Origin of the sequence: Azospirillum thermophilum (assembly GCF_003130795.1) — a bacterium.
Lineage (GTDB): Bacteria > Pseudomonadota > Alphaproteobacteria > Azospirillales > Azospirillaceae > Azospirillum > Azospirillum thermophilum.
In genome coordinates, this window is sequence record NZ_CP029353.1 from 561,757 (window position 1) to 581,481 (window position 19,725).

The window sequence follows — 19,725 nt, forward strand, 5'->3', positions numbered from 1 at the left end:
TCTCCAAACCCTTCTTGTTCCTGGAACTTTTCCCGCCGAACCCGGTCAGGCGACATGCGCGAAGCGCGCCGCCCCGTGGCTGCCCAGCGCCACGTAGGCGGTGCCGTCCGGCAGGTCCACGTCGCGGCTGTTGAAGTTGTTCCAGAAGTCGTAGATCACGCCCGGCCGGTCCATGCGGTCCGCCAGATCGGGCAGCGGCATGGAGGTGAAGACCGGGTGGTTGTTCAGGATGACCGCCAGATTGGCGCCCGACACGGCCTCCGCCATGCTCGGCGCCGGCTCCAGCCCGAAGGAGCGGATGTCCTCCGGCGTGACGACGGCGTCGAAGCCGCGCCAGCGGGCGTTGGGGAAGCGGGTGCGCAGCTCGTCGAAGACCGGCTTGGCCATGGTGCCGCGCAGGTCGTCGGTCGCCGGCCGCCCCTTGAAGGCCAGACCCATCAGGCTGATGGTCGGCTGCCTGGGGAAGCCCTGCATGGAGTTGGCGAGGCGTCCGAGGAACTCCGCCACCTCGATCGGCTGGGTTTCGTTGATGCGGCGGCCGGCGGCGGTGATCGGCATGTCGACGCCGAAGGCGCTCGCCGCCTCGATCAGGATGTGCGGGTCCTTCTCCAGGCAGGGGCCGCCCACCGGGCCCGGCAGCGGCAGGTTGGTGCGCGGGTAGCCGAGCTTGCCGGCGCGCGCGACCTCGACGGCCGAGATCTCCATGGCGTTGCACAGCCGTGCGATCTCGTTGGAGAAGGCGAAGGTGACGTCGCGGTAGGTGTTGTCGACCAGCTTGATCAGTTCCGCCGTCTCCAGCGTCGAGACCTTCACGGTGGTCGGGTGAGGAAGCCGAAGATCTGGGCGGCGCGGGTGGCCACCTCCATGCTCTCGGCCCCGATGATCTGGGGAAGCTGGTTCAGCTCGATCAGCGCCTGGCCTTCCAGGGTGCGCTCCGGGCAGAAGGCGATGTCGAAGCGCTTGCCGGTGGCGCGCAGGATCGGCGCCACGATGTTGCGGGTGGTGCCGAGCTTGACCGTCGAGCGCAGGATGACGAGGTCGCCGTCATTCAGGCAGGCGGCCACCTGGCGGGTCGCGGCCTCGATCATGTCGGTGCGCACATGGCCGTCCTTGGCGAGCGGCGTGCCGACCGTGATGATGTAGACGCTCGACGTCTCGCAGCCCTCATGGCTGTCGGAGAAGGTGAAGCGCCCCCGCGCCGTCACATGGCGCAGCTTCTCGGTGAGGCCGGGTTCGTGGAAGTGGGGGATGCCCTTGCCCAGCTTGTCCAGCACGTCGCGCCGGATCTCGACACCGTGCACCTGGAAGCCGGCGTCCGCCATGGCGACCGCGAGCGTCAGCCCGACATAGCCAAGGCCGAGGACGCAGACGTTGCGGTCGGTGAAAGTCTTGGGAAGCATAGTCGTTCGATCCTGCCTCTGTTGGTCAGCCGTCGATCAACGAGCGCATAGTCCAGAGAAATGACCCGCCTCGCCTGCGATGGACCGACTCCGAACGCCGGTTGTATGCGAAGGTTCCGGGTCTCGTTAGTGACGGGAAAGGGGAGCGGAGGTATTCATTCGAGGGGTCCGACTCTCCTTGATCCCCGTCTGGTGATACTTCGGAAATGGTGCGCTGCATCATTCGGGTGAGGATGGCCGTCATGCCGTCACCCCTTTCAGCCGGCGCAGGCGGGCCGGCCGGATCAGGCCGGTCAGCACGGCCATCGCCCCATAGATCCCGACGATGACGATGCCGCCGCCGAGAACGGTGAGCAGGGCGTGGGGCTGCGCATCCTCCGGGATCGCCCGCTCCAGCGCGCCCCAGCCGCCCATGGCGACCAGCGCGCAGAGCAGGGCCCGCCCGGCGATGCCGCCATAGAGCCGCCCGACCGCCTTGCGGTGGTGCCAGGCCATGCCGGCGGTGGAGGCGACGACCGACGCCACCGTCGCGACGGCCGCGCCCTCGATCCCGTAGCGCGGGATCAGGACGACGTTCAGCGCCGCATTGACCGCGCCGCCGCCGAGGATGGCGGCCATGTAGGCGGTCTGCCGGTGCCACAGCATCAGCGGGTTGCCCAGCACCATGTTCAGGTAGGTCAGCGCCGTCGCCACCATCAGCAGCCGCAGCGCGTCGGTGGCCGGGGCGTAGTCCGGACCGAACAGCAGCGCCACGATGGCCGGGGCGAGCGCCAGCCCGCCGGCGGCCACCAGGAAGCCGGCCGACAGCATGGCGGTGGCGAAATCCTCCATCCGCCGCCGCACCAGGCCGCTGTCGCCATAGGCGGCGGCGAGCTGCGGCAGGAAGGCGTTCATGACGATGTGGCCGGCCGTGCAGGACAGCACATAGACCCGCACGGCCGAGCTGTACCAGCCGACCTCGCCCTCGCTGCGCAGGAAGCCCAGCATCACGAGGTCGAGGTGCGAGAAGACCGCCCAGGCGAAGGCGCTGACCGCCATCGGGGCGGCCGGGCGCAGGATGGCGCCCCAGGCCTTCAGGTCCACCCGCGGGCGCAGCCGGCCGAAGTCGCGGTGGAAGCGCGCCAGCATCAGCGCGGCATTGATGACCAGAGAGCCGGCGGTGATGCCGGCGGCGATCGGCGCATCCTCCGGCCCGCGCACCAGCAGAAGGACCAGCACCATGCTGCCGAGCGAGGTGCCGATCTCGCGCGAGGCGATGACGCCCATCCGCTCCGTCGCCTGATAGACGAAGTCGAGCACCAGCGCGTTGCCGAGGAGCTGGACCGCCTGGACCAGCAGCACCGTCCTGACCAGGGCCGACTTGTCGAGGGTCAGCACGAAGGCGGCATAGGCGGTGCCGACGACGACCGCCAGCAGGACGCGCAGGGTCAGCACATGTTCGGCCAGCACCGTCACCTGGGCGCGGTCGCGGGCGATCTCGCGCACCGCGTAGGTGGACAGGCCGAGATTGACGAACAGCGCCGCCCAGGCCATCAGCGAGGTGCCGAAGCCCAGCACGCCGAAGCTCTCCGGTCCCAGTACGCGCGCCGTCCATGCGGCGGTCACCAGGGCGCCCAGCAGCGTGGCGGCCTTGGCGACCGCGAGCGCGCGGATGTTGAGGAGAAGGCGGCGTCCGGCGGTCATGCGATCCTGCGGTCGGCTGGAAGGGCGGTCGGCTGAAAGATTGGCGGGCCTCCCCCCGTCCCCGATGGGCCTGGGGCCGACGGGGGCGGGGAGGAGACCGGCTGGCGGGGTGGTTGGCGGTACGGCTGGCGCCGGCTGTCAGGTGGCCCGGCTGTCAGTTGGCGTAGTAGCGCCGGTAGCCGTGGTAGCGGCCGCTGTCCGGGAACTCGTACTGGGCGTGGCGGCGCAGATCGACCTGGCTGAACAGGAAGCCCACGACCTCGCCACCGGCCTCGACGACCTCCTTCAGGCCGGTCAGGGCGGTCTCGCGCCGGGTGTCGCCCCAGCGGACGATGAAGACCGTCTGGTCGGCCATCGCAGCCAGCAGCTTGCTCTCGGACACCGCCAGCACCGGCGGCGAGTCGAGGATCACGCGGTCGTATTCCATCGACAGGCGGCTGATGAGCTGGTGCATGCGGTTGGAGCCCAGCATGTCCTGCGGCAGCGCGTTGCCGCGGCCGGTGGCGATGAAGTGCAGGCCGGTGCGCGGGTCGGTCTGGATGACGTCGCCGATCGCCGCCTCGCCGGTCAGCACCTCGAACAGGCCGCGGTCGTTGCGCAGGTTCAGCATGCCGTGCAGGCTTTTGCGCCGCATGTCGCAGTCGATCAGGATCGTGCGCTGGCCGGAGTTGGCGCAGATGCGGGCGAAGGCCGCGGCCACCGAGCTCTTGCCCTCGCCGGGGACGGAGGAGCTGAACAGCGTGACCTTCTGCCGGCCGTCCGGATTGGCGAGCAGCAGCGAGGTGCGCAGGCTCTGGATCGACTCCGCGAAGGTCGACAGCGGCTTGTCCACCACGTAGGAGGCGGGGGAGCCGGCCAGCCGCGGGATGCGCGGCACGAGGCCCAGGCTGCGCACGCCGGTCGCCGTCTCGAACTGGTGGGGGCTGCGGAAGCCCGTTTCCGACCGTTCGCGCAGCATCGCCAGCAGGACGCCCAGCGTGCCCGAGGTGATCAGGGCCAGCAGGATGATCAGCTTGCGGTTCGGCTGGGACGGGTTGAGGGGGATCGCCGCCTCGGACACCACGCGGGCATCGGGCTGCTGGATGTCGGTCTGGGCCGCGATCTCCTGGAAGCGGGTCAGCAGGGCCTCGTACATGGTCTGCGAGGTCTCGGCGTCACGCTCCAGCGTCCGCAGGCCGACGGTGGACTTCTGCAGCTCGTCCTGCTTGGCCTGCATCTGGTCCAGGCTGGTCTTCAGCCCGGCCTCGCGCGATTTCGCCAGCTCCACCTCGTTGGCGAGGTTGGAGACGATCTTGCCGACGTCCGTCTTGATCTGCCCCTGCAGGTCGCGCAGCTCGCTCTGCAGCGACTGCAGCATCGGGTGCTTGTTGCCGTAGCGGTTGGCCGCGTCGGCGATCTTGCGCTGCAGCTCCACCTCCTGCTGGCGGAGCGCCTGGATCAGCGGCGAGCCCAGCACGTCGCCCAGCGCCGACACGCCGCGCGGCGAGTTGGCGAGCGCCGTGACCTCGCGGTACTTCGCCTCGGCCTCCTGCCGCTTGGTGCGCGCCAGGATGTAGTTGGTGTTCAGCTCGGCGAGCTGCTGCGAGATGATGGTGTTCTCGCCGTTGGTGGCGGTCAGGCCGTTCTGGGCGCGGTACTTCTCGAGCGCGTCGCCGGTCGTCTTGGCCTCGCTGCGCAGCTCGGTGATCCGCTCCTCGAGCCAGCGCGTGGCGCGCTGCGAGGCCTTCAGCTTCTCGTCGAGCTGGTCGACCAGATACAGCTCCGCGATCGTGTTGGCGATCAGCGACGCCTTGCGCGGGTCCTCGCTGTCGTAGTCCACCGCGATGACGTAGGAGCGGCCCTGCGGACGGACCGACAGGTTGTCGAGGAAGGTGTTGACGACCGAGGTCCGCTGGTTGCGCGCGACCTCGTCGGCCGACAGGGTGAACTCCTCGCTGCGGCCGCGCAGGGCGTCCATCCAGCTCTTCGGAATCCAGTTCTTCGGGTTCAGCGCCGCCATCAGGCCGCCCGTTTCCGGGCGCAGGGCGCCGTTGAACTCCGGATCGTTCATCAGGCCGAGCTTGTCGACCACCTTCTCGGCGAAGGCGGGCGATTTCAGGATCGCCACCTCGCTCTGCAGCACGCCGATATCGGGATTGAGCTCCGACACCACCTCCTGGAAGGCCATGACGGTGTTCTTGCGGTGCTCCACCATGATCAGGGTTTCGGCGGTGTAGAGCGGGGTCATCCGCATCGCGGCCACGGTGGCGATACCGGTGCCCAGCACGATCACGGTGCCGATCAGCAGCTTGTGCCGCAGAAGCATGCCGGTGGTGCGTCGCACCGCGTTGGCCGCGGTGACGGAGAGGTCGTAGGAGACCGGTCCGATGTTCCGCCGCGTGGGCTGTTCCTGCACGTCCTGGGTGGCCAAAGGGATCCTCCTCGCATGCCGATCGGCGACCCGGGCACAATTCACCCCCGGAACGCCATTGCCGGAGGCGCATTTTCGATGAGAGACCCCCTCCGGGCACCCGGTGCATGCGGCGAGGAGCGGGTGCGCAGTGGGTAGCCCAGTGACTCTGCTGCGCTGCACTATGGACCTGGGGCCGCCACCGTTCGATAATGGCTACACTCGAAGGGAGAAGGGTCATATGACGCTGCCGGACACCGCCTGGACCGACGCCTTTCCGGCCCTGTCGCGCCTGGAGGCCGATGCGCGCGCCCTGGTCGCCTCGGCCGGCGCGCGGGTGGCGGTGCCGCGCGGCACGGTGCTGTTCCGCCCCGGCGACCAGTGCCACACCTTCCTGATGGTGCTGGGCGGGTCGGTCCGCGTGCAGATGACGTCGGAGACCGGGCGGGAGATCGTGCTCTACCGTGTCGGCCGGGGGGAGACCTGCATCGTCACCACCGCCTGCCTGCTGTCCAGCACCGACTATGGCGCGGAGGCGATGGCGGAGAGCGACATCGACGCCATGACGCTGGCGGCGGCCCCCTTCCACGGGCTGCTCGCCTGCTCGGCGGTCTTCCGCAACTTCGTCTTCGCCTCCTTCGGCACCCGGCTGACCGGCATGATGATGCTGGTGGAGGAGGTCGCCTTCGGCCGCATCGACCTGCGGCTGGCCCGCTTCCTCGCCGACCACCGCGACGCGGCGGGCGGGCTGGACATCACCCATCAGGCGCTGGCGGTCGAACTCGGCACCGCCCGCGAGGTGGTCAGCCGCCAGTTGAAGGAGTTCGAGCGGCGGGGGCTGGTCGAACTGTCGCGCGGGCGTGTCGGCGTGCCGGACCCGGCGGCGCTGCTGGCGCTGGCCGAGGGGGACTGACGGGCGCTTCCGCTTTCGCCCGCGCAGTGTGATTCCGTCACCGACGCGACGGGCGGAGCGGGCAGACTGCCGGCCATCGTCGTCCATACCCCAATCCGGAGGCAACGCCATGTTCTGCCAGAATCTCGGGCCCGTCGACCGTGCGCTGCGCGCCATCGTCGGCCTGGTCCTGATCTCCCTGATCTTCGTCGGTCCGCAGACCCTCTGGGGCCTCGTCGGCCTCGTCCCGCTGCTGACGGCGGTGATCGGCTCCTGCCCGGCCTACACGCTTCTGGGGATCCGGACCTGCCGCACCGACGGCCGCACGGTCTGACCTGCGGGATTCGCCGGCGGCAAGAGCAGGCAAAGAAAAGGCGGGGCGGCTGAAAGAAAAAGCCGCCCCGCCATTTTTTTCGGAAAGTCGCCGCGCGTCAGCCGCGCGGCGCGTGCTTGTTCAGGATGCGCTGCAGCGTGCGGCGGTGCATCTTCAGCCGGCGGGCCGTTTCGGAGACGTTGCGGTCGCACTGCTCGAACACGCGCTGGATGTGCTCCCAGCGGACGCGGTCGGCCGACATCGGGTTGTCGGGCGGCTGGGGCAGGGGGCGCCCATCGGCCAGCAGGGCGGCTTCCACCGCGTCGGCGTCGGCCGGCTTGGGCAGGTAATCCACCGCTCCCGCCTTCACCGCGGCGACCGCGGTGGCGATGTTGCCGTAGCCGGTCAGCATGACGATCCGCGCGTCCGGCCGGGCGTCGCGCAGCGACTTCACCACGTCGAGCCCGCTGCCGTCGGCCAGCCGCAGGTCCACCACCGCGAAGGCGGGGGCCGATTCCTGCGCCACCTCGATCCCGAGCTGGACGCTGTCCACGGCCACCACGTTGAATCCGCGCTTTTCCATGGCCCGGGCCAGACGGATCCGGAACGGGGCATCGTCGTCCACAACCAGAAGACTGCGGGTCACGTCACCTGAAAAGGTCAGCTTGACGGCGTCTCCCGTCGGGATCTCGTCCGTGGTCTTTAGCGTGTCCACAGCTCGTCCTCTACTTGGTCGTTGACGGAAAGCCAGCGTACGACAACTCGGGCACCGCCGCCACGATTATTGCTGTACGTTACGCTGGCACCTGTTTTCTCTAGCAAGGTCTGTGCGATGAAGATGCCGAGCCCCATGTGCCCCGTCCGGTCGGCCCGGGAGGACAGGTAGGGTTCGCCGATGCGGCCCAGCAGGTGCGGGGCATAGCCGGGGCCGTCGTCCATCACCGTGATGGTGGTGGCGCGCTCGTCCCAGGCCACGGCGACGGTGACCTGCCGGTTCGCGAACTGGTGGGCGTTCTGGATGAAGTTGCCGAGCCCGTGGATGATCTCCGGCGCGCGGCGGACCACCGGTTCGGGGATGTCGCCCTTGCCGTGGCGCTCCAGGACGAAGGAGATGTGGCCGAGCCGGTGCGGTGCCGCGGCCGTCTCGATCAGCGCGGTGACGGGCAGCCGCTCGAACGGGTCGCCGCCGTCCGCCTCCGGCTTGCGGGCCAGCTCCGCCAGGATCTCCCGGCAGCGCATCACCTGGCTCTGCAGCAGCCCGACATCCTCGGCATGCGGGCTGTCGGGGCCTAGCTCGCGCCCCAGCTCCTTGGCGACCACCGCGATGGTGCCGAGCGGGGAGCCCAGCTCGTGCGCAGCCGCCGCGGCCAGAGCGCCCAGCGACGACAGCCGCTGCTCGCGGGCGAGCGCCACCTGGGTGGCGGCCAGCGCGTCGGCGAAGCGCCGCGCCTCGTCGGCGACGCGGAAGACGTAGACGGCGATGAAGGTGGCCGAGACGGACAGCGACAGCCACACCCCGAAGGCGTAGAGCGGGGCCATGGCCGGCACCGGCTCCTGCCAGGGCAGGGGGAAGTGCCACAGCGCCAGGATGGTCAGGCAGATCAGGTTCAGCCCGGTCAGCAGCACCACGCTGTAGCGCGACAGGATGGCCGCCCCGACCGTCATCGGGGCCAGCAGCAGGATGGCGAAGGGGTTGCTCAGGCCGCCGGTCAGGTACAGCAGCAGCGTGAGCTGCAGCATGTCGTAGCCGAGGTAGAGCGCCGCGTCGCGGTCGGCCAGCCGCATCCGGCCGCCATGCTGCGCCATCGCCACCAGGTTCAGCAGCACGGATGCGCCGATCGCCGACAGCACCGGCCCGATCGGCAGCGGGAACAGCAGCATGAAATGAACGAAGGCGACGGTGGCGAACTGGCCGACGATGGCGATCCAGCGGATCACGATAAGCGTGCGCAGCGTGATGCGCCCGTCGAGGTTGGTCCAGCGCGCGGGCATCGAGCCTCCGCCTGCGGAGGGCAGGAGGTTGTGCCGGAAGATTTCGGCGGCAGCGGCGATCGTCATGGCACGCGCGTCCCCTTCCCATCCGCCTGCAAGGCGGCTTTGCGTTCCGACCGGGCTGGCGCTTGCGGCGGGACCGGCCATATTCTCCGACTATGACTCAGCATGCTATCAGGGCCGATCGCCTCACGAAGCGCTTCGGGACCGGCCGGACCGGCGAGGTCACGGCCGTCGACGCCATCTCCTTCACCGTGGAGCGGGGAAGCGTGACGGGGTTGCTCGGCGGGAACGGGGCCGGAAAGACCACGACCATCTCCATGCTGCTGGGGCTGCTGCTGCCCACGGCCGGCACGGTGGAGGTGCTCGGCGTCGACATGGCGCGCCATCGGCATGCCGTGCTCCCCCGCATGAACTTCTCCTCCCCCTATGTCGAGCTGCCCATCGTTTGACGGTGCGGGAAAATCTTACCGTCTACGGGCACCTCTACGGTTTGACCTGCGTCAAAAAGCGCGTCGAAGAGTTGGCTGAGCAGCTTGACCTGACGCGATTCCTGAATCGGCCCTCCGGCGGGCTGTCCGCCGGCCAGAAAACGCGGGTGGCACTCGCCAAATCCCTGCTCAACCGGCCGGAGGTGTTGCTGCTCGACGAGCCGACGGCCTCGCTGGACCCCGATACCGCGGACTGGATCCGCACCTACCTGGAGCGCTACCGCGCGGAGACGGGGGCCACGATCCTGCTCGCCTCCCATAACATGCTGGAGGTGGAGCGGCTGTGCGACAGCGTGCTGATGATGCGCCAGGGGCGGATCGTCGACCGGGGCGCGCCGCCGGCCCTGCTCGCCCGCTACGGCCGCGGCACGCTGGAGGAGGTCTTCCTGGACATCGCCCGCTTCACCGGCAAGGGGGAGGTCGCCGATGCCGCCGAATGACGCGCTGGCCCCCCACGCCTTTGCCCGGCCGGCCGCCGGCTTCTCGGCCCGGCGGGTCGGGGCGATGGTCCTGCGCTACTGGTATCTGCTGCGCGGGTCCTGGCCGCGCATCCTGGAGTTGGCCTACTGGCCGACCATGCAGATGGTGCTGTGGGGCTACATCAACCAGTTCATGGCCTCCTCCAGCGCCTGGGTGGCGCAGGGGGCGGGGGTGCTGGTCAGCGCGGTCCTGCTGTGGGACGTGCTGTTCCGCGGCCAGCTCGGCGTCTCCATCTCCTTCCTGGAGGAGATGTGGTCGCGCAACCTGGGCCACCTGTTCGTCAGCCCGCTGCGGCCGGGGGAATGGCTGGTCTCCATGATGGCGATGAGCCTGATCCGCACCGTGCTGGGCGTGGTGCCGGCGGCGCTGCTGGCGATCCCCTTCTTCGGCTATTCGGTCTTCGACCTCGGCCTGCCGCTGGGGCTGTTCTTCGCCAACCTGATCCTGCTGGGCTGGTCGCTGGCGCTGGTGATCATCGCGCTGATCCTGCGCTACGGCATGGGGGCGGAGGGGCTGGCCTGGATCGTCGTCTTCATGCTGGCTCCGGTCAGCGCCGTCTACTACCCGGTTTCGGTCCTGCCCGGCTGGCTGCAGCAGGTCGCCTGGATCCTGCCCTCCTCCCACGTCTTCGAGGGCATGCGCGCCGTCCTGTTCGGCGGGGCGATGCGCTGGGACCATCTGGCCTGGGCGGTGGGGCTGAACGTCGTCTACATGGCCGTGGCGGTCGGCATCTTCCTCTATGCCTTCCGGCAGGCCCGCGTCCGCGGCGCCCTGCTGCAGACGGGGGAGTGAGCGTTGCCGGGGGCCATCTCTCGCCCGGCTCGCCACCCCCCTCGCCACCCCGATGTCCGGCGTGCTAGGGTCCCGGCCCTGCGTTGAAGCCTTCCATCCGGGTGTCTCCCCATGAAGCTGTCCGAGATCGCCGCCGCCCTCGACGCCCAGGTCGAGGGGGATGCCTCCATCGAGATCCGCCGCGCCGCCCATCCCTCCGAAGCGGAAGGGCCGGAGGATCTGGCGCTGGCCATGGACAAGGATCTGCTGGCCCTGCTGCCGGGCTGCAAGGCCGTCGCCGCCGTCGTCTCCGAAGGGGCCGAGCTGCCGGAGGGGATCCGGGGCGCCATCCGGGGCATCATCGTGGTGAAGCGGCCCCGCTATGCCATGGCCGGGCTGCTCGACCTGTTCGAGCGGCCGGTCCATGCCGAGCCTGGCGTCCATCCGCAGGCCTTCGTCGATCCCACCGCCCGGGTCGGGGCCAACGTCTCCATCGCGCCCTTCGCCTATGTCGGGCCGCAGGCGGTGATCGGCGACAACGCCATTATCCTGCCGCACGTCACGGTCGGTGCCGGGGCGGTGATCGGCGAAGGCTGCCTGCTGCACCCCGGCGCCCGGATCGGCGAGCGGGTGGTGATGGGCGCGCGCTGCATCATCCATCCCAACGCCGCCGTCGGCAACGACGGCTTCAGCTTCGTGACCCCGGAGCCGGGCAGCGTCGAGTCCGCCAAGGCGACCGGCCGGGTGGTCGGGACCAACGTCCTGATCCGCCGCGTCAACTCCATCGGCACCGTCGTGCTGGGCGACGACGTGGAGATCGGGGCCGGCGCCACCATCGACCGCGGGACGGTCACCGCCACCCGCATCGGCAGCGGCACCAAGATCGACAACCTCGTCCAGATCGGCCACAACGTCCAGGTCGGCACCAACTGCATGCTGTGCGGCCATGTCGGCATCGCCGGCAGCACGGTCATCGGCGACCGGGTGGTGCTGGCCGGCAAGGTCGGCGTCGCCGACCATGTGAAGATCGGCAGCGACGCGGTGGTCGCCGCCAACTCCGGCGTCGGCATGGACATCCCGCCGAAATCGGTCTGGATGGGGTACCCCGCCGTGCCGCGCGCCCGCGCCTTCGAGCAGTACAAGGGCCTCGCCCGGCTGAAGCGGCTGTTCGCGGACGTGGCAGACCTGAAGAGCAGGGTCCGCGCACTGGACGGCAAGGGTACCATCTCCGGCGGAGCCCCGCCGGAGAGCACGGAATGACCGACGCCGCAGCAGCGCATACCCCCTCCGACATCGACGCCGACATCCTCGCCATCCTGTCCGACAAGGGCCGGGTGGCGCGGGACCTGCTGGTGCCCGAGGCGGCTCTGGCCGACCTCGGCATCGCCTCGCTCGACGTGATCGAGGTGGTCTTCGCCCTTGAGGACCGCTTCGACATCGAGATCCCCTTCAACGCCAACGACGCCCGGCAGGAGTTCACGACCGTCGGCGACGTGCTGGCCGCGGTCCGCGCGGCGGTGGCCTCCAAGTCGGCTGCGAACCCCGCCACCAATCCCGCCGCCTGACATGCGCCGCGTCGTCGTCACCGGGCTCGGCGTCGTCTCCCCCATCGGGCTCGACCGTCCGTCCTTCGAGGAGGGGCTGTTCGCCGGGCGCTGCGGCATCGGCCCGCTGGGCCTGGTGCCGACCGACCGGCTGGCGATCCGCCTGGCCGGCGAGGCCAGGGGCTTCGTCCCGGCCCGCCATTTCGACGAGCGGCGCCTCGGCCTGCTCGACCGGGTCAGCCAGTTCGCCGTGGTCGCCGCCCGCGAGGCGGTGGCGGCGAGCGGCCTCGCCTTCGACGAGGCGCTGGGCAGCCGCACCGCCACCATCCTCGGGACCGGGGTCGGCGGCATCGGCACGCTCGACGACAGCTACCGGAAGCTCTACGGGGAGGGTGCGGCGCGGCTGCATCCCTTCACCATCCCGCGGCTGATGGTCAGCGCCCCGGTCTCCCACGTCTCCATGGAGTTCGGGCTGACCGGCCCGGCCTTCACCGCCGCCAGCGCCTGCGCCTCGGCCGCGCACGCCATCGCGCTGGCCTTCCAGATGGTCCGCGGCGGGGCGGCCGAGGTGGCGGTCACCGGCGGGGCGGAGGCCGGCCTGACCGTCGGCGCGCTGAAGGGCTGGGAGGCCATGCGCATCGTCAGCCCGGACGGCTGCCGGCCCTTCTGCCGCACCCGCAACGGCATGGTGCTGGGCGAGGGGGCGGCCGTGCTGGTGCTGGAGACGCTGGAGCGGGCCGAGGCGCGCGGGGCGGCGATCCTGGCGGAGGTCGCCGGGGCCGGCATGAGCGCCGACGCCCGGGACATCACCTGCCCGGACATGGAGGGCGCCGCCCGCGCCATGCGGGGGGCGCTGACCGACGCCGGGCTGGACGCCGAATCGGTCGGCTACGTCAATGCCCACGGCACCGGGACCGCGGCCAACGACGCCACGGAGGCGCGGGCCATCCATGCGGTGTTCCGCGACCATGCCCGCCACCTGACGGTGTCGGCGACCAAGTCGATGACCGGCCATGCCCTGGGGGCGGCGGGTGCGCTGGAGGCGGCGGCGACCGTGCTGGCCCTGCACCGGCGGACGGTGCCCCCGACGGTCGGGGTGGTGGAGCCCGATCCCGCCTGCGGCCTGGATATCGTTCCGGGAGAGGCGCGCCCGGCTCCCGCCCTGCGCGCCGCCCTGTCGAACTCCTTCGCCTTCGGAGGGCTCAACGCCGTCCTGGCCTTCAGGAGGGTGTGAGCTTACTGGAAGGCGATCTTGACGTTCTCGCCGGGGTCGGGAGCCTCGCCGGTCAGCTTGGCCTTCACATAGCCGTAGGCGTAGACCATCGCGCTCGACGGGCTGTCCCAGTACTCGGCATGGTCGACGGTGATCTTCAGGAGGGCGATCTCCGGATCGTCCGGCCCCTTGGGGAACCAGGTGCTGAGGATGTCCCGCCACAGGAAGCGGATCTTGTCCGGATCGCGCACCGTCTCGCCGATGCCGGAGATGGAGACGTAGTTCTCGTTGCCCGGGTCGGCGTAGGCGAGGTTGACGCGCTTGTGGGTCGCCAGCTCATGCACCTTCGGCGAGTCGATCTGGGTGAAGAACCACAGGGTGCCGTCCTCGAACCCGGCATGCGGCAGGGTCGCCATGGGCCGGGAGTTCAGAAGCCCGTTGTCGTCCAGCGTCGTCATCATGGCGACGCGGATCCCTTTGATCAGTCCCCACAGCTTCTCGGCCGCGTCGCGGTCATTCGGCGTTCGGATCATGGTCTGCCTCTCGTTCGGTAGCCCAACCGTTTCCGCTCAACGCCCACCCGGTGCAAAGGTTCCGGCCAGCAGGTTCACTCCCCCGACGGCCCAGGCCCCCGCGGCCTGCCCGTCCGCCGGGAAAAAGTCGATCCGCGTCAGCGACCAGGGGTCGATGCGCAGCCGCAGCGCGGCGTCCGGTGTCAGGTCGAGCGCCAGGGCCAGCGCCGCCCGGATCGATCCGCCATGCATCACCGCCACGAGGTCGGCGCCGGGATGTCCGCCGGTCAGGCGGGTCAGCGCGGCGGCCACCCGCTCCATCACCGCGGCGAAGCTCTCGCCGCGCGGCGGCGCCTCGGTCGCCGGCGAGGACCAGAAGCGCTTCGCCCCTTCGGGATGCCAGACCGCCACGCTGTCGTGCGACAGCCCCTCCCACACGCCGAAATCCTGCTCGGCGAGGCCGGGCTCGACCAGCGGGGCGACTCCGGGGCGCAGCGCCTCGGCCGTCTGGCGGGTGCGGCGGAGAGGGGTCGCCACCCAGACCGCCGCGTCGGGCAGGATCCGCGCCAGCGCCCGCGCCGTGGCGAGGTCGCCGGTGTCGGCCGAGGGGTCGCTGCGGCCATAGATCAGCCCGCCGGGGTTCGGCACCGGCGCATGGCGGATCAGCCACCAGCGCGTGACGGTGCTCATCGCCGGCCCCTCGTCGCCCCGACAGGCACCGCCCGTGCCGTCATCTGAGAGCCACCAGGGTCAGCAGCACGGCGACCTCGCCAAGCTGCTGGGCGGCGCCGTAGACGTCGCCGGTCTGACCGCCGATCTGCCGGATCGCCGAGCGGCCGACCAGCAGCGCCGCCGTCCCGGCCGCGACCGCCGCCGCCAACCCGGCCCAGCCCGCCGCCCCCACCGCCGGGAGAAGGCCGAGCAGAAGCGCCAGGGCCACCGTCCGCACCGGCGGCCGGCCCTGGGCGGCGCCCAGCCCGTCGCGGCGGGCGGGCGGCATCAGCCGCGCCATCGGCGCCAGCCCGGCCCGCGACAGCGCCCCGGCGGCGATCAGGGCGGCGGCGACCGCCCCCGGCTCGGCCAGCGCCGCGATGGCGGCGGCGCGGAGCGACAGCGACAGCAGCAGCGCCAGCACGCCATAGCTGCCGACCCGGCTGTCGCGCATGATCTCCAGCTTGCGCGCCGTGCTGCGCCCGCCGCCGAAGCCGTCGGCGACATCGGCCGCCCCGTCCTCGTGCAGGCCGCCGGTCAGCCAGACCATGGCCGCCAGCGCCAGCAGCGCGGCGACCGGCGGCGGCAGGGACAGCAGCCCGGCCAGCGCATAGGCCGCCCCGCCGGCCAGCCCGACCAGCGCCCCGACCGCCGGGAACCACGCGATCGCCCGCGCCGCCGCCCCGTCCGCCAGCGGCCCGCGCAGCGGCAGCGGGATGCGGGTCAGGAACACCAGCGCCAGCGCCGCGTCCTGCGCCACGCTGGGGCGGCGGTCGCCGGGGTGCCGGAGGCGGCGTCCGGCGTGGGGGAGGAGTCTGCGGTCATGACGTCCGACCTACGCCTTGGCGGCGGCCGGCGCAACGGGTTCCTGCAGGAGGCCCGCGGCGGACCGGATGGGGCGGGCCGGATCGGGCATATTGTGCAGCGCGTTTCCGGCGCACAATGCGTCGCAGGCCGGCTTCTTCCTTTTCCGGCAAGAGCTTGCCGTCATCCATACGCATACGGTCGTTGTGCGGGGGCTGCACGACGGCGCAGGGCACAGGGCGGCCGGTGATGGTGGGAGTATAGCGGGTCCGGCGAAACGGAACAAGAACGGCCGAAGCGGAGCCGCCTCACGCCGTCACGCCTCGTGCGGAGTGCCTTGAAATTCGTATCGTCAGACGATACGTTGCGCTTTAACGCATTGGTGGGTTCGTCGTGATCGCGAGCATCAAGGGGAAGCTGGTCGAGGCCATCTGGAACGGAGCGGGGGTCAAGGGGTTTCCCGCCGATCTGGTCAGGCCGGCACAGCGCAAACTGGCGATGATCGCCGCCGCCGTCGAACTGACCGCGCTCCGGCAGCCGCCGGGGAACCGGCTGGAAGCGCTGAAGGGCGATCGTCTCGGGCAGCATTCGATCCGGACAACGACCAATGGCGCATCTGTTTCGTCTGGCGCGACGGTGCGGCCCACGAGGTCGAAATCGTCGACTATCATTGAGGGATCGCGGATGCGGCTTCGGGGATGGCGTGACCGGGGTGTTCGACACCCGCCGCCGCGGCCGGCAGTCTCTTCGTCCCGGACAGCAATGCCCGGGCCTCATGGAAAGGCCCGGGCCTCATTGAAAGGCCTCGTCATGATCGGTCCCAATCCGCCGGTCCATCCCGGTGAAATCCTGCGGGAGGAGTTCCTGGTTCCGCTGAACCTGACCGCCTATGCCGTGGCGCGGGACTGCCATGTGCCTCGTACCCGGATCGAACGCCTGTCGCGCTGCGAGGGGCCGGTGACGGCGGATACCGCGCTTCGGCTCGGCCGCTATTTCGGGACCGGGCCGGAATTCTGGATGAACCTGCAGTCCCTCTATGATCTGGCGATGGCGGCGCAGGCGGCGACGGACATCGGCGCCATCGCGCCGCGGGCGGCCTGAGCCATCTCCCGTTCCACCGGACCTCGCGCCGACCACGACGCGCTTTGACTTGCCCGGCTGTTGGGTGCAAGGTCGCGCCGCATTTCGCCAAACCGACCGGGCGGCGGCGTCCGACCGGTCAACCAGGACTTCAGCCGGGACTTCCCAATCATGAGCAACCCCCAGCCCGCCGTCACCTTCGAGGAAATCCGTGCGCTCGTGCGCAACCTGCCGGGTCCGGACATGGATGCCGGCACGGCCGCCCTGCAGCGCGAACGGCAGCTCACCAAGCCGGCGGGGTCGCTCGGCCGGCTGGAGGAGATCGCGCAGTGGGTGTCGACCTGGCAGGGGCAGCACCCGCCGGACGTGCGCCGGCCGCGCGTCGCCGTCTTCGCCGGCAACCACGGCATCGCCGCCCACGGCGTGTCGGCCTTCCCGGCCAGCGTCACCGTCCAGATGGTCGCCAACTTCCAGAACGGCGGCGCCGCGGTGAACCAGCTCTGCGAGGTGGCGGACGCCGATCTGCGGGTCTATGAACTGGACCTCGACAATCCCACCGCCGACTTCACCCAGGGCCCGGCCATGGGCGAGGAGGAGTGCTGCCGCGCCATGGCCTACGGCATGATGGCGGTGGAGATGGGCGTCCAGCTCCTGGCGCTCGGCGAGATGGGAATCGGCAATTCCACCGCCGGCGCGGCGATCTGCGCGGCGCTCTACGGCGGCGACGCGCGCGACTGGGTCGGCCGCGGCACCGGCATCGACGACGCGGGGCTGGCCCGCAAGGTCGCGGTGGTCGAGGCCGGGCTGAAGGCCAATCCGCAGGCCAAGGACGATCCGTTCGAGGCGCTGCGCTGCTTCGGCGGCTATGAGCTGGCGGCCATCGCCGGCGCCGTCCTGGCGGCGCGCATGGCCCGCGTCCCGGTCCTGCTGGACGGCTATGCCTGTACCGCCGCCGCCGCCGTGCTGCACAAGGCCGACCGCCGGGCGCTCGACCACTGCATGGTGTCCCACCGCTCGGTCGAGCCCGGCCACACCCGCCTGATGGCGGAGATCGGCAAGGAGCCGCTGCTCGACCTCGGCCTGCGGCTGGGCGAGGGCTCCGGCGCCACGCTGGCGATCAACATCGTCAAGTCGGCGGTCGCCTGCCACGCCGGCATGGCCACCTTCGCCCAGGCCGGGGTGAGCGACCGCGAGGGCTGACCGGCCCCGGCCCGGTCTCGCCGGCCGGCGTTCTCACCCGCCGGCCGCGAGGCGCCGGATCAGCTCGTGCAGGGTTTCCGGCGTGACCGGCTTGACCAGCAGGTGCGAGCCGATGCGGCCGACCTCCAGCGCGCGTTCGGGCTTGGTGTCGCCGGTCAGCACGATGGCCGGGACGGGGAAGTTGCAGTAGCTGCGGATGTCGCGCACCACGTCGGTGCCGGTCGCCGGGCCGTCCAGCGTGTAGTCGGCGATGATCAGGTCGGGACGGCGCCGGCTGCCGGCGATCGCCCCCATGGCATCCGGCGCGGTTTCGGCCGTCAGCACCTCCCACCCCCATTCGTCGAGCAGGATGCCGAGTGCGGTCAGGATGGTGGTGTCGTCGTCGATGACGACGGCCAGCGGCCGGTCCGCCGTGCCGCCGGCGATCAGCAGGGGCGGGCGCTGCGGCGCCTCGACGGCGCTGCCGGCGCGCGGGACGGCGATCGAGAAGACCGAGCCCCGGCCCGGCCGGGAGCGCACCCCCAGCTCGTGCCCCAGCAGCCGGGCGAGGCGCTGGACGATCGACAGGCCGAGCCCCAGCCCCTCCGCCGCGGTGGGCGGCCGGTCGCCGAGCTGGACGAATTCCTCGAAGATGGCGGCCTGCTTGTCCTCCGGGATGCCGCAGCCGGTATCCCACACCTCGATGCGGAGCTGGCCGCCGCGATGCCGGCAGCCGATCAGGACCTCTCCCCGGTCGGTGTATTTCAGCGCGTTCTCCAGCAGGTTGCCGAGGATGCGGCCGAGCAGCAGCGTGTCGCTGCGCACCCAGGCCTGCGAACCGACCAGCCGCAGCCGCAGCCCCTTGGCCGCCATCCGCGGCTCGTAGTCGGCCTGCAACCGCTGCAGCAGGGCGATCAGCGGGAACTCGGTCACCTTCGGCTCCACCGCGCCCGAGTCGAGACGGGAGATGTCGAGCAGCGTGTCGATCAGCGACTTCATGCCCTCCAGCGCCTGCTGCATGGTGGCGACCAGCGCCTGGGCCGGATGGTCGCGCAGCCGCTCGTGCAGGGCGTGGGCGAACAGGAAGAGGGTCTGGACCGGCTGGCGCAGGTCGTGGCTGGCGGCGGCGAAGAACTTGGCCTTGGCCGCGATGGCCAGCCGCGACTCCTCCAGCGCCAGCCGCAGCGTGGCCTCCATCGCCTTGCTCTCGGTGATGTCCTGCAGCATCAGGTTGATGGCGCCCAGCGTGCCGTCGGGATGGCGCAGCGGGTGCAGGCTGACCAGCCAGTGCCGCTCCGGCCCGGTCCCGTCGGGCAGCCGGGCGACCGCCTCCTGGTCCTGCACGGGGAGCCCGGTCTCCATCATGCGGCGGCACAGCGGCTCCAGCACCGCCGCCAGCGGGGCGGGCAGCGCCTCCCCCAGCTTGCGGCCGAGATAGGCGTGGGGCGGCAGGGTGCCGAGGGCGGCGAAGCGCTGGTTGATGTGGCGCAGCCGCAGGTCGGGATCGACGACGCACAGGCCGGTGGGGGCGGTGGCGTAGAGCGTCTCCAGCACCGCCTCGGTCCGGCGGCGGCCCGACACCTCCAGCTCCAGCGCGGTCTTGGCGGCGCGCAGCGCCTCCTGCGCCTCCAGGTAGGGGGTGATGTCGCGCAGGATGCCGATCATGCGCGCCGGCCGGCCCTGCTGGCCGGCGATGCTGCGGCCGAGGCAGATCAGCCAGCGCCGGCTGCCGTCCGGCTGGTCGAGGCGGCAGCGGAAGTCCAGGTCCGCCTCCTCCCGCATGGCATGGGCGACGGTCTCCAGCGCCGTTTCGCGGTCGCAGGGGGTGGTGAAGTGGCGGGCCAGCGCCAGGGGGTCGAGCACCTGCGGCTGGTCCACGGCGGAGTCGGGCAGCGGGGGAAGCCCGGTGATCGCGCGCGACCAGACGATCCGGCCGCTCTCCAGATCCCAGTCCCAGGTGGTGATGCCGGCGGCCTCCTGCGCCAGGCGCAGGCGGCTCTCGCTGTCGCGCAGCGCCGCCTCGGCCTGGCGCAGGTCGGTGACGTCCAGCGCCAGGCCGTCCCACACCACCGCCCCGTCGGGCAGCGACATCGGCGCCGCGACGCAGCGCAGCCAGCGCCGGCTGCCGTCGGACATCACGACCTCCTGCTCGAAGCAGACCGGCGACTGGCTTTCGCCGAAGCTGCCCACCGGCATCTCCGGCAGGTCGCGGATCTCGCCCGACAGGCCGCCGGCCCGGAAGTCGTAGCGGGAGGTGCCGTCGGGGAACTC

The 19,725-nt window shown here is 71.0% G+C and carries 18 protein-coding genes and 1 pseudogene; 9 read left to right on the top strand and 10 right to left on the bottom strand.

Annotated features, from left to right (window positions below; all coding sequences use genetic code 11):
• Positions 1-45: 45 nt before the first annotated feature.
• The 4 genes from DEW08_RS32180 to DEW08_RS08770 all read right to left on the bottom strand — a co-directional run bounded on the left by DEW08_RS32180 (position 46) and on the right by DEW08_RS08770 (position 5,493).
• On the bottom strand, positions 46-813 hold the full coding sequence (locus tag DEW08_RS32180; protein WP_245986517.1) for a UDP binding domain-containing protein: 768 nt from the start codon (positions 811-813) through the stop codon (positions 46-48).
• Entirely contained in the window at positions 810-1,400 is a 591-nt protein-coding gene (locus tag DEW08_RS32185) for an NAD(P)-binding domain-containing protein (RefSeq protein ID WP_245986518.1), read from the bottom strand. The genes DEW08_RS32180 and DEW08_RS32185 overlap by 4 nt, the downstream gene beginning before the upstream one ends.
• 240 nt (positions 1,401-1,640) lie before the next feature.
• Positions 1,641-3,083 (bottom strand): oligosaccharide flippase family protein, encoded by a 1,443-nt coding sequence (locus DEW08_RS08765; RefSeq protein WP_109326277.1) that lies wholly within the window; start codon positions 3,081-3,083, stop codon positions 1,641-1,643.
• Positions 3,084-3,237: 154 nt separating this feature from the next.
• Positions 3,238-5,493 carry a GumC family protein gene (locus DEW08_RS08770; RefSeq protein ID WP_109326279.1) on the bottom strand — a complete coding sequence of 752 codons (2,256 nt, stop codon included), beginning with the start codon at positions 5,491-5,493 and terminating at the stop codon, positions 3,238-3,240.
• A 220-nt stretch (positions 5,494-5,713) separates the two neighbouring features.
• Between DEW08_RS08770 and DEW08_RS08775 the strand changes: the two genes are divergently transcribed.
• On the top strand, positions 5,714-6,385 hold the full coding sequence (locus tag DEW08_RS08775) for a Crp/Fnr family transcriptional regulator (RefSeq protein ID WP_109326281.1): 672 nt from the start codon (positions 5,714-5,716) through the stop codon (positions 6,383-6,385).
• Positions 6,386-6,494: 109 nt separating this feature from the next.
• Positions 6,495-6,698, top strand: coding sequence for a YgaP family membrane protein (locus DEW08_RS08780; protein ID WP_109326282.1), 204 nt, complete (start codon positions 6,495-6,497; stop codon positions 6,696-6,698).
• Positions 6,699-6,795: 97 nt separating this feature from the next.
• Here the strand turns inward: DEW08_RS08780 and DEW08_RS08785 are convergent, their stop codons facing one another.
• Entirely contained in the window at positions 6,796-7,392 is a 597-nt protein-coding gene (locus DEW08_RS08785; protein WP_281262052.1) for an ActR/PrrA/RegA family redox response regulator transcription factor, read from the bottom strand.
• On the bottom strand, positions 7,380-8,735 hold the full coding sequence (locus DEW08_RS08790) for an ActS/PrrB/RegB family redox-sensitive histidine kinase (RefSeq protein WP_109326283.1): 1,356 nt from the start codon (positions 8,733-8,735) through the stop codon (positions 7,380-7,382). The genes DEW08_RS08785 and DEW08_RS08790 overlap by 13 nt, the downstream gene beginning before the upstream one ends.
• Positions 8,736-8,827: 92 nt before the next feature.
• Here DEW08_RS08790 and DEW08_RS08795 point away from each other — a divergent pair.
• The 5 genes and pseudogenes from DEW08_RS08795 to DEW08_RS08815 all read left to right on the top strand — a co-directional run bounded on the left by DEW08_RS08795 (position 8,828) and on the right by DEW08_RS08815 (position 13,189).
• Positions 8,828-9,600 (top strand): annotated as a pseudogene (locus tag DEW08_RS08795) (ABC transporter ATP-binding protein).
• The gene (locus tag DEW08_RS08800; RefSeq protein WP_109326284.1) at positions 9,587-10,432 is read left to right on the top strand and encodes an ABC transporter permease; all 846 of its coding nucleotides are present in this window, start codon (positions 9,587-9,589) and stop codon (positions 10,430-10,432) included. Before DEW08_RS08795 ends, DEW08_RS08800 begins: the two are co-directional and overlap by 14 nt.
• A 111-nt stretch (positions 10,433-10,543) precedes the next feature.
• Positions 10,544-11,671 (top strand): UDP-3-O-(3-hydroxymyristoyl)glucosamine N-acyltransferase, encoded by a 1,128-nt coding sequence (locus tag DEW08_RS08805; RefSeq protein WP_109326305.1) that lies wholly within the window; start codon positions 10,544-10,546, stop codon positions 11,669-11,671.
• A complete protein-coding gene (locus DEW08_RS08810; RefSeq protein WP_109326308.1) occupies positions 11,668-11,976 on the top strand; it encodes a phosphopantetheine-binding protein in 309 nt (102 codons plus the stop codon). The genes DEW08_RS08805 and DEW08_RS08810 overlap by 4 nt, the downstream gene beginning before the upstream one ends.
• A 1-nt stretch (position 11,977) precedes the next feature.
• Positions 11,978-13,189: a beta-ketoacyl-[acyl-carrier-protein] synthase family protein gene (locus DEW08_RS08815; protein WP_109326309.1), complete on the top strand. Its 1,212-nt coding sequence runs from the start codon at positions 11,978-11,980 to the stop codon at positions 13,187-13,189.
• Positions 13,190-13,191: 2 nt separating this feature from the next.
• Here DEW08_RS08815 and DEW08_RS08820 read toward each other — a convergent pair whose 3' ends face one another.
• The 3 genes from DEW08_RS08820 to cobS are packed head-to-tail and all read right to left on the bottom strand — an operon-like array spanning position 13,192 to position 15,151.
• On the bottom strand, positions 13,192-13,701 hold the full coding sequence (locus tag DEW08_RS08820) for a pyridoxamine 5'-phosphate oxidase family protein (protein ID WP_109326310.1): 510 nt from the start codon (positions 13,699-13,701) through the stop codon (positions 13,192-13,194).
• A gap of 36 nt (positions 13,702-13,737) precedes the next feature.
• Positions 13,738-14,370, bottom strand: coding sequence for a histidine phosphatase family protein (locus DEW08_RS08825; protein WP_109326311.1), 633 nt, complete (start codon positions 14,368-14,370; stop codon positions 13,738-13,740).
• Between the two features lie 40 nt (positions 14,371-14,410).
• Complete coding sequence (gene cobS / locus DEW08_RS08830; RefSeq protein ID WP_109326315.1) at positions 14,411-15,151, bottom strand: adenosylcobinamide-GDP ribazoletransferase; 741 nt, start codon at positions 15,149-15,151, stop codon at positions 14,411-14,413.
• A 437-nt stretch (positions 15,152-15,588) separates the two neighbouring features.
• Here cobS and DEW08_RS33420 point away from each other — a divergent pair, with 437 nt between their 5' ends.
• Entirely contained in the window at positions 15,589-16,296 is a 708-nt protein-coding gene (locus DEW08_RS33420) for a HigA family addiction module antitoxin (protein WP_342760760.1), read from the top strand.
• A gap of 150 nt (positions 16,297-16,446) precedes the next feature.
• Positions 16,447-17,475, top strand: coding sequence for a nicotinate-nucleotide--dimethylbenzimidazole phosphoribosyltransferase (cobT, locus tag DEW08_RS08845; RefSeq protein WP_109326317.1), 1,029 nt, complete (start codon positions 16,447-16,449; stop codon positions 17,473-17,475).
• Between the two features lie 33 nt (positions 17,476-17,508).
• Here the strand turns inward: cobT and DEW08_RS32190 are convergent, their stop codons facing one another.
• The gene (locus DEW08_RS32190; protein WP_342760768.1) at positions 17,509-19,650 is read right to left on the bottom strand and encodes a PAS domain-containing protein; all 2,142 of its coding nucleotides are present in this window, start codon (positions 19,648-19,650) and stop codon (positions 17,509-17,511) included.
• Positions 19,651-19,725 lie beyond the last annotated feature (75 nt).

Excerpts from the sequence above, each read along its gene's own strand:
- DEW08_RS32190 (WP_342760768.1), bottom strand. The coding sequence starts at position 19,650 with ATGCCGGTGGGCAGCTTCGGCGAAAGCCAGTCGCCGGTCTGCTTCGAG.
- DEW08_RS08810 (WP_109326308.1), top strand. The coding sequence starts at position 11,668 with ATGACCGACGCCGCAGCAGCGCATACCCCCTCCGACATCGACGCCGAC.
- DEW08_RS08820 (WP_109326310.1), bottom strand. The coding sequence starts at position 13,701 with ATGATCCGAACGCCGAATGACCGCGACGCGGCCGAGAAGCTGTGGGGA.
- DEW08_RS08790 (WP_109326283.1), bottom strand. The coding sequence starts at position 8,735 with ATGACGATCGCCGCTGCCGCCGAAATCTTCCGGCACAACCTCCTGCCC.
- DEW08_RS08765 (WP_109326277.1), bottom strand. The coding sequence starts at position 3,083 with ATGACCGCCGGACGCCGCCTTCTCCTCAACATCCGCGCGCTCGCGGTC.
- DEW08_RS08815 (WP_109326309.1), top strand. The coding sequence starts at position 11,978 with ATGCGCCGCGTCGTCGTCACCGGGCTCGGCGTCGTCTCCCCCATCGGG.
- DEW08_RS32185 (WP_245986518.1), bottom strand. The coding sequence starts at position 1,400 with ATGCTTCCCAAGACTTTCACCGACCGCAACGTCTGCGTCCTCGGCCTT.
- DEW08_RS08805 (WP_109326305.1), top strand. The coding sequence starts at position 10,544 with ATGAAGCTGTCCGAGATCGCCGCCGCCCTCGACGCCCAGGTCGAGGGG.
- DEW08_RS08775 (WP_109326281.1), top strand. The coding sequence starts at position 5,714 with ATGACGCTGCCGGACACCGCCTGGACCGACGCCTTTCCGGCCCTGTCG.
- DEW08_RS08825 (WP_109326311.1), bottom strand. The coding sequence starts at position 14,370 with ATGAGCACCGTCACGCGCTGGTGGCTGATCCGCCATGCGCCGGTGCCG.
- cobT (WP_109326317.1), top strand. The coding sequence starts at position 16,447 with ATGAGCAACCCCCAGCCCGCCGTCACCTTCGAGGAAATCCGTGCGCTC.
- DEW08_RS08780 (WP_109326282.1), top strand. The coding sequence starts at position 6,495 with ATGTTCTGCCAGAATCTCGGGCCCGTCGACCGTGCGCTGCGCGCCATC.
- DEW08_RS08800 (WP_109326284.1), top strand. The coding sequence starts at position 9,587 with ATGCCGCCGAATGACGCGCTGGCCCCCCACGCCTTTGCCCGGCCGGCC.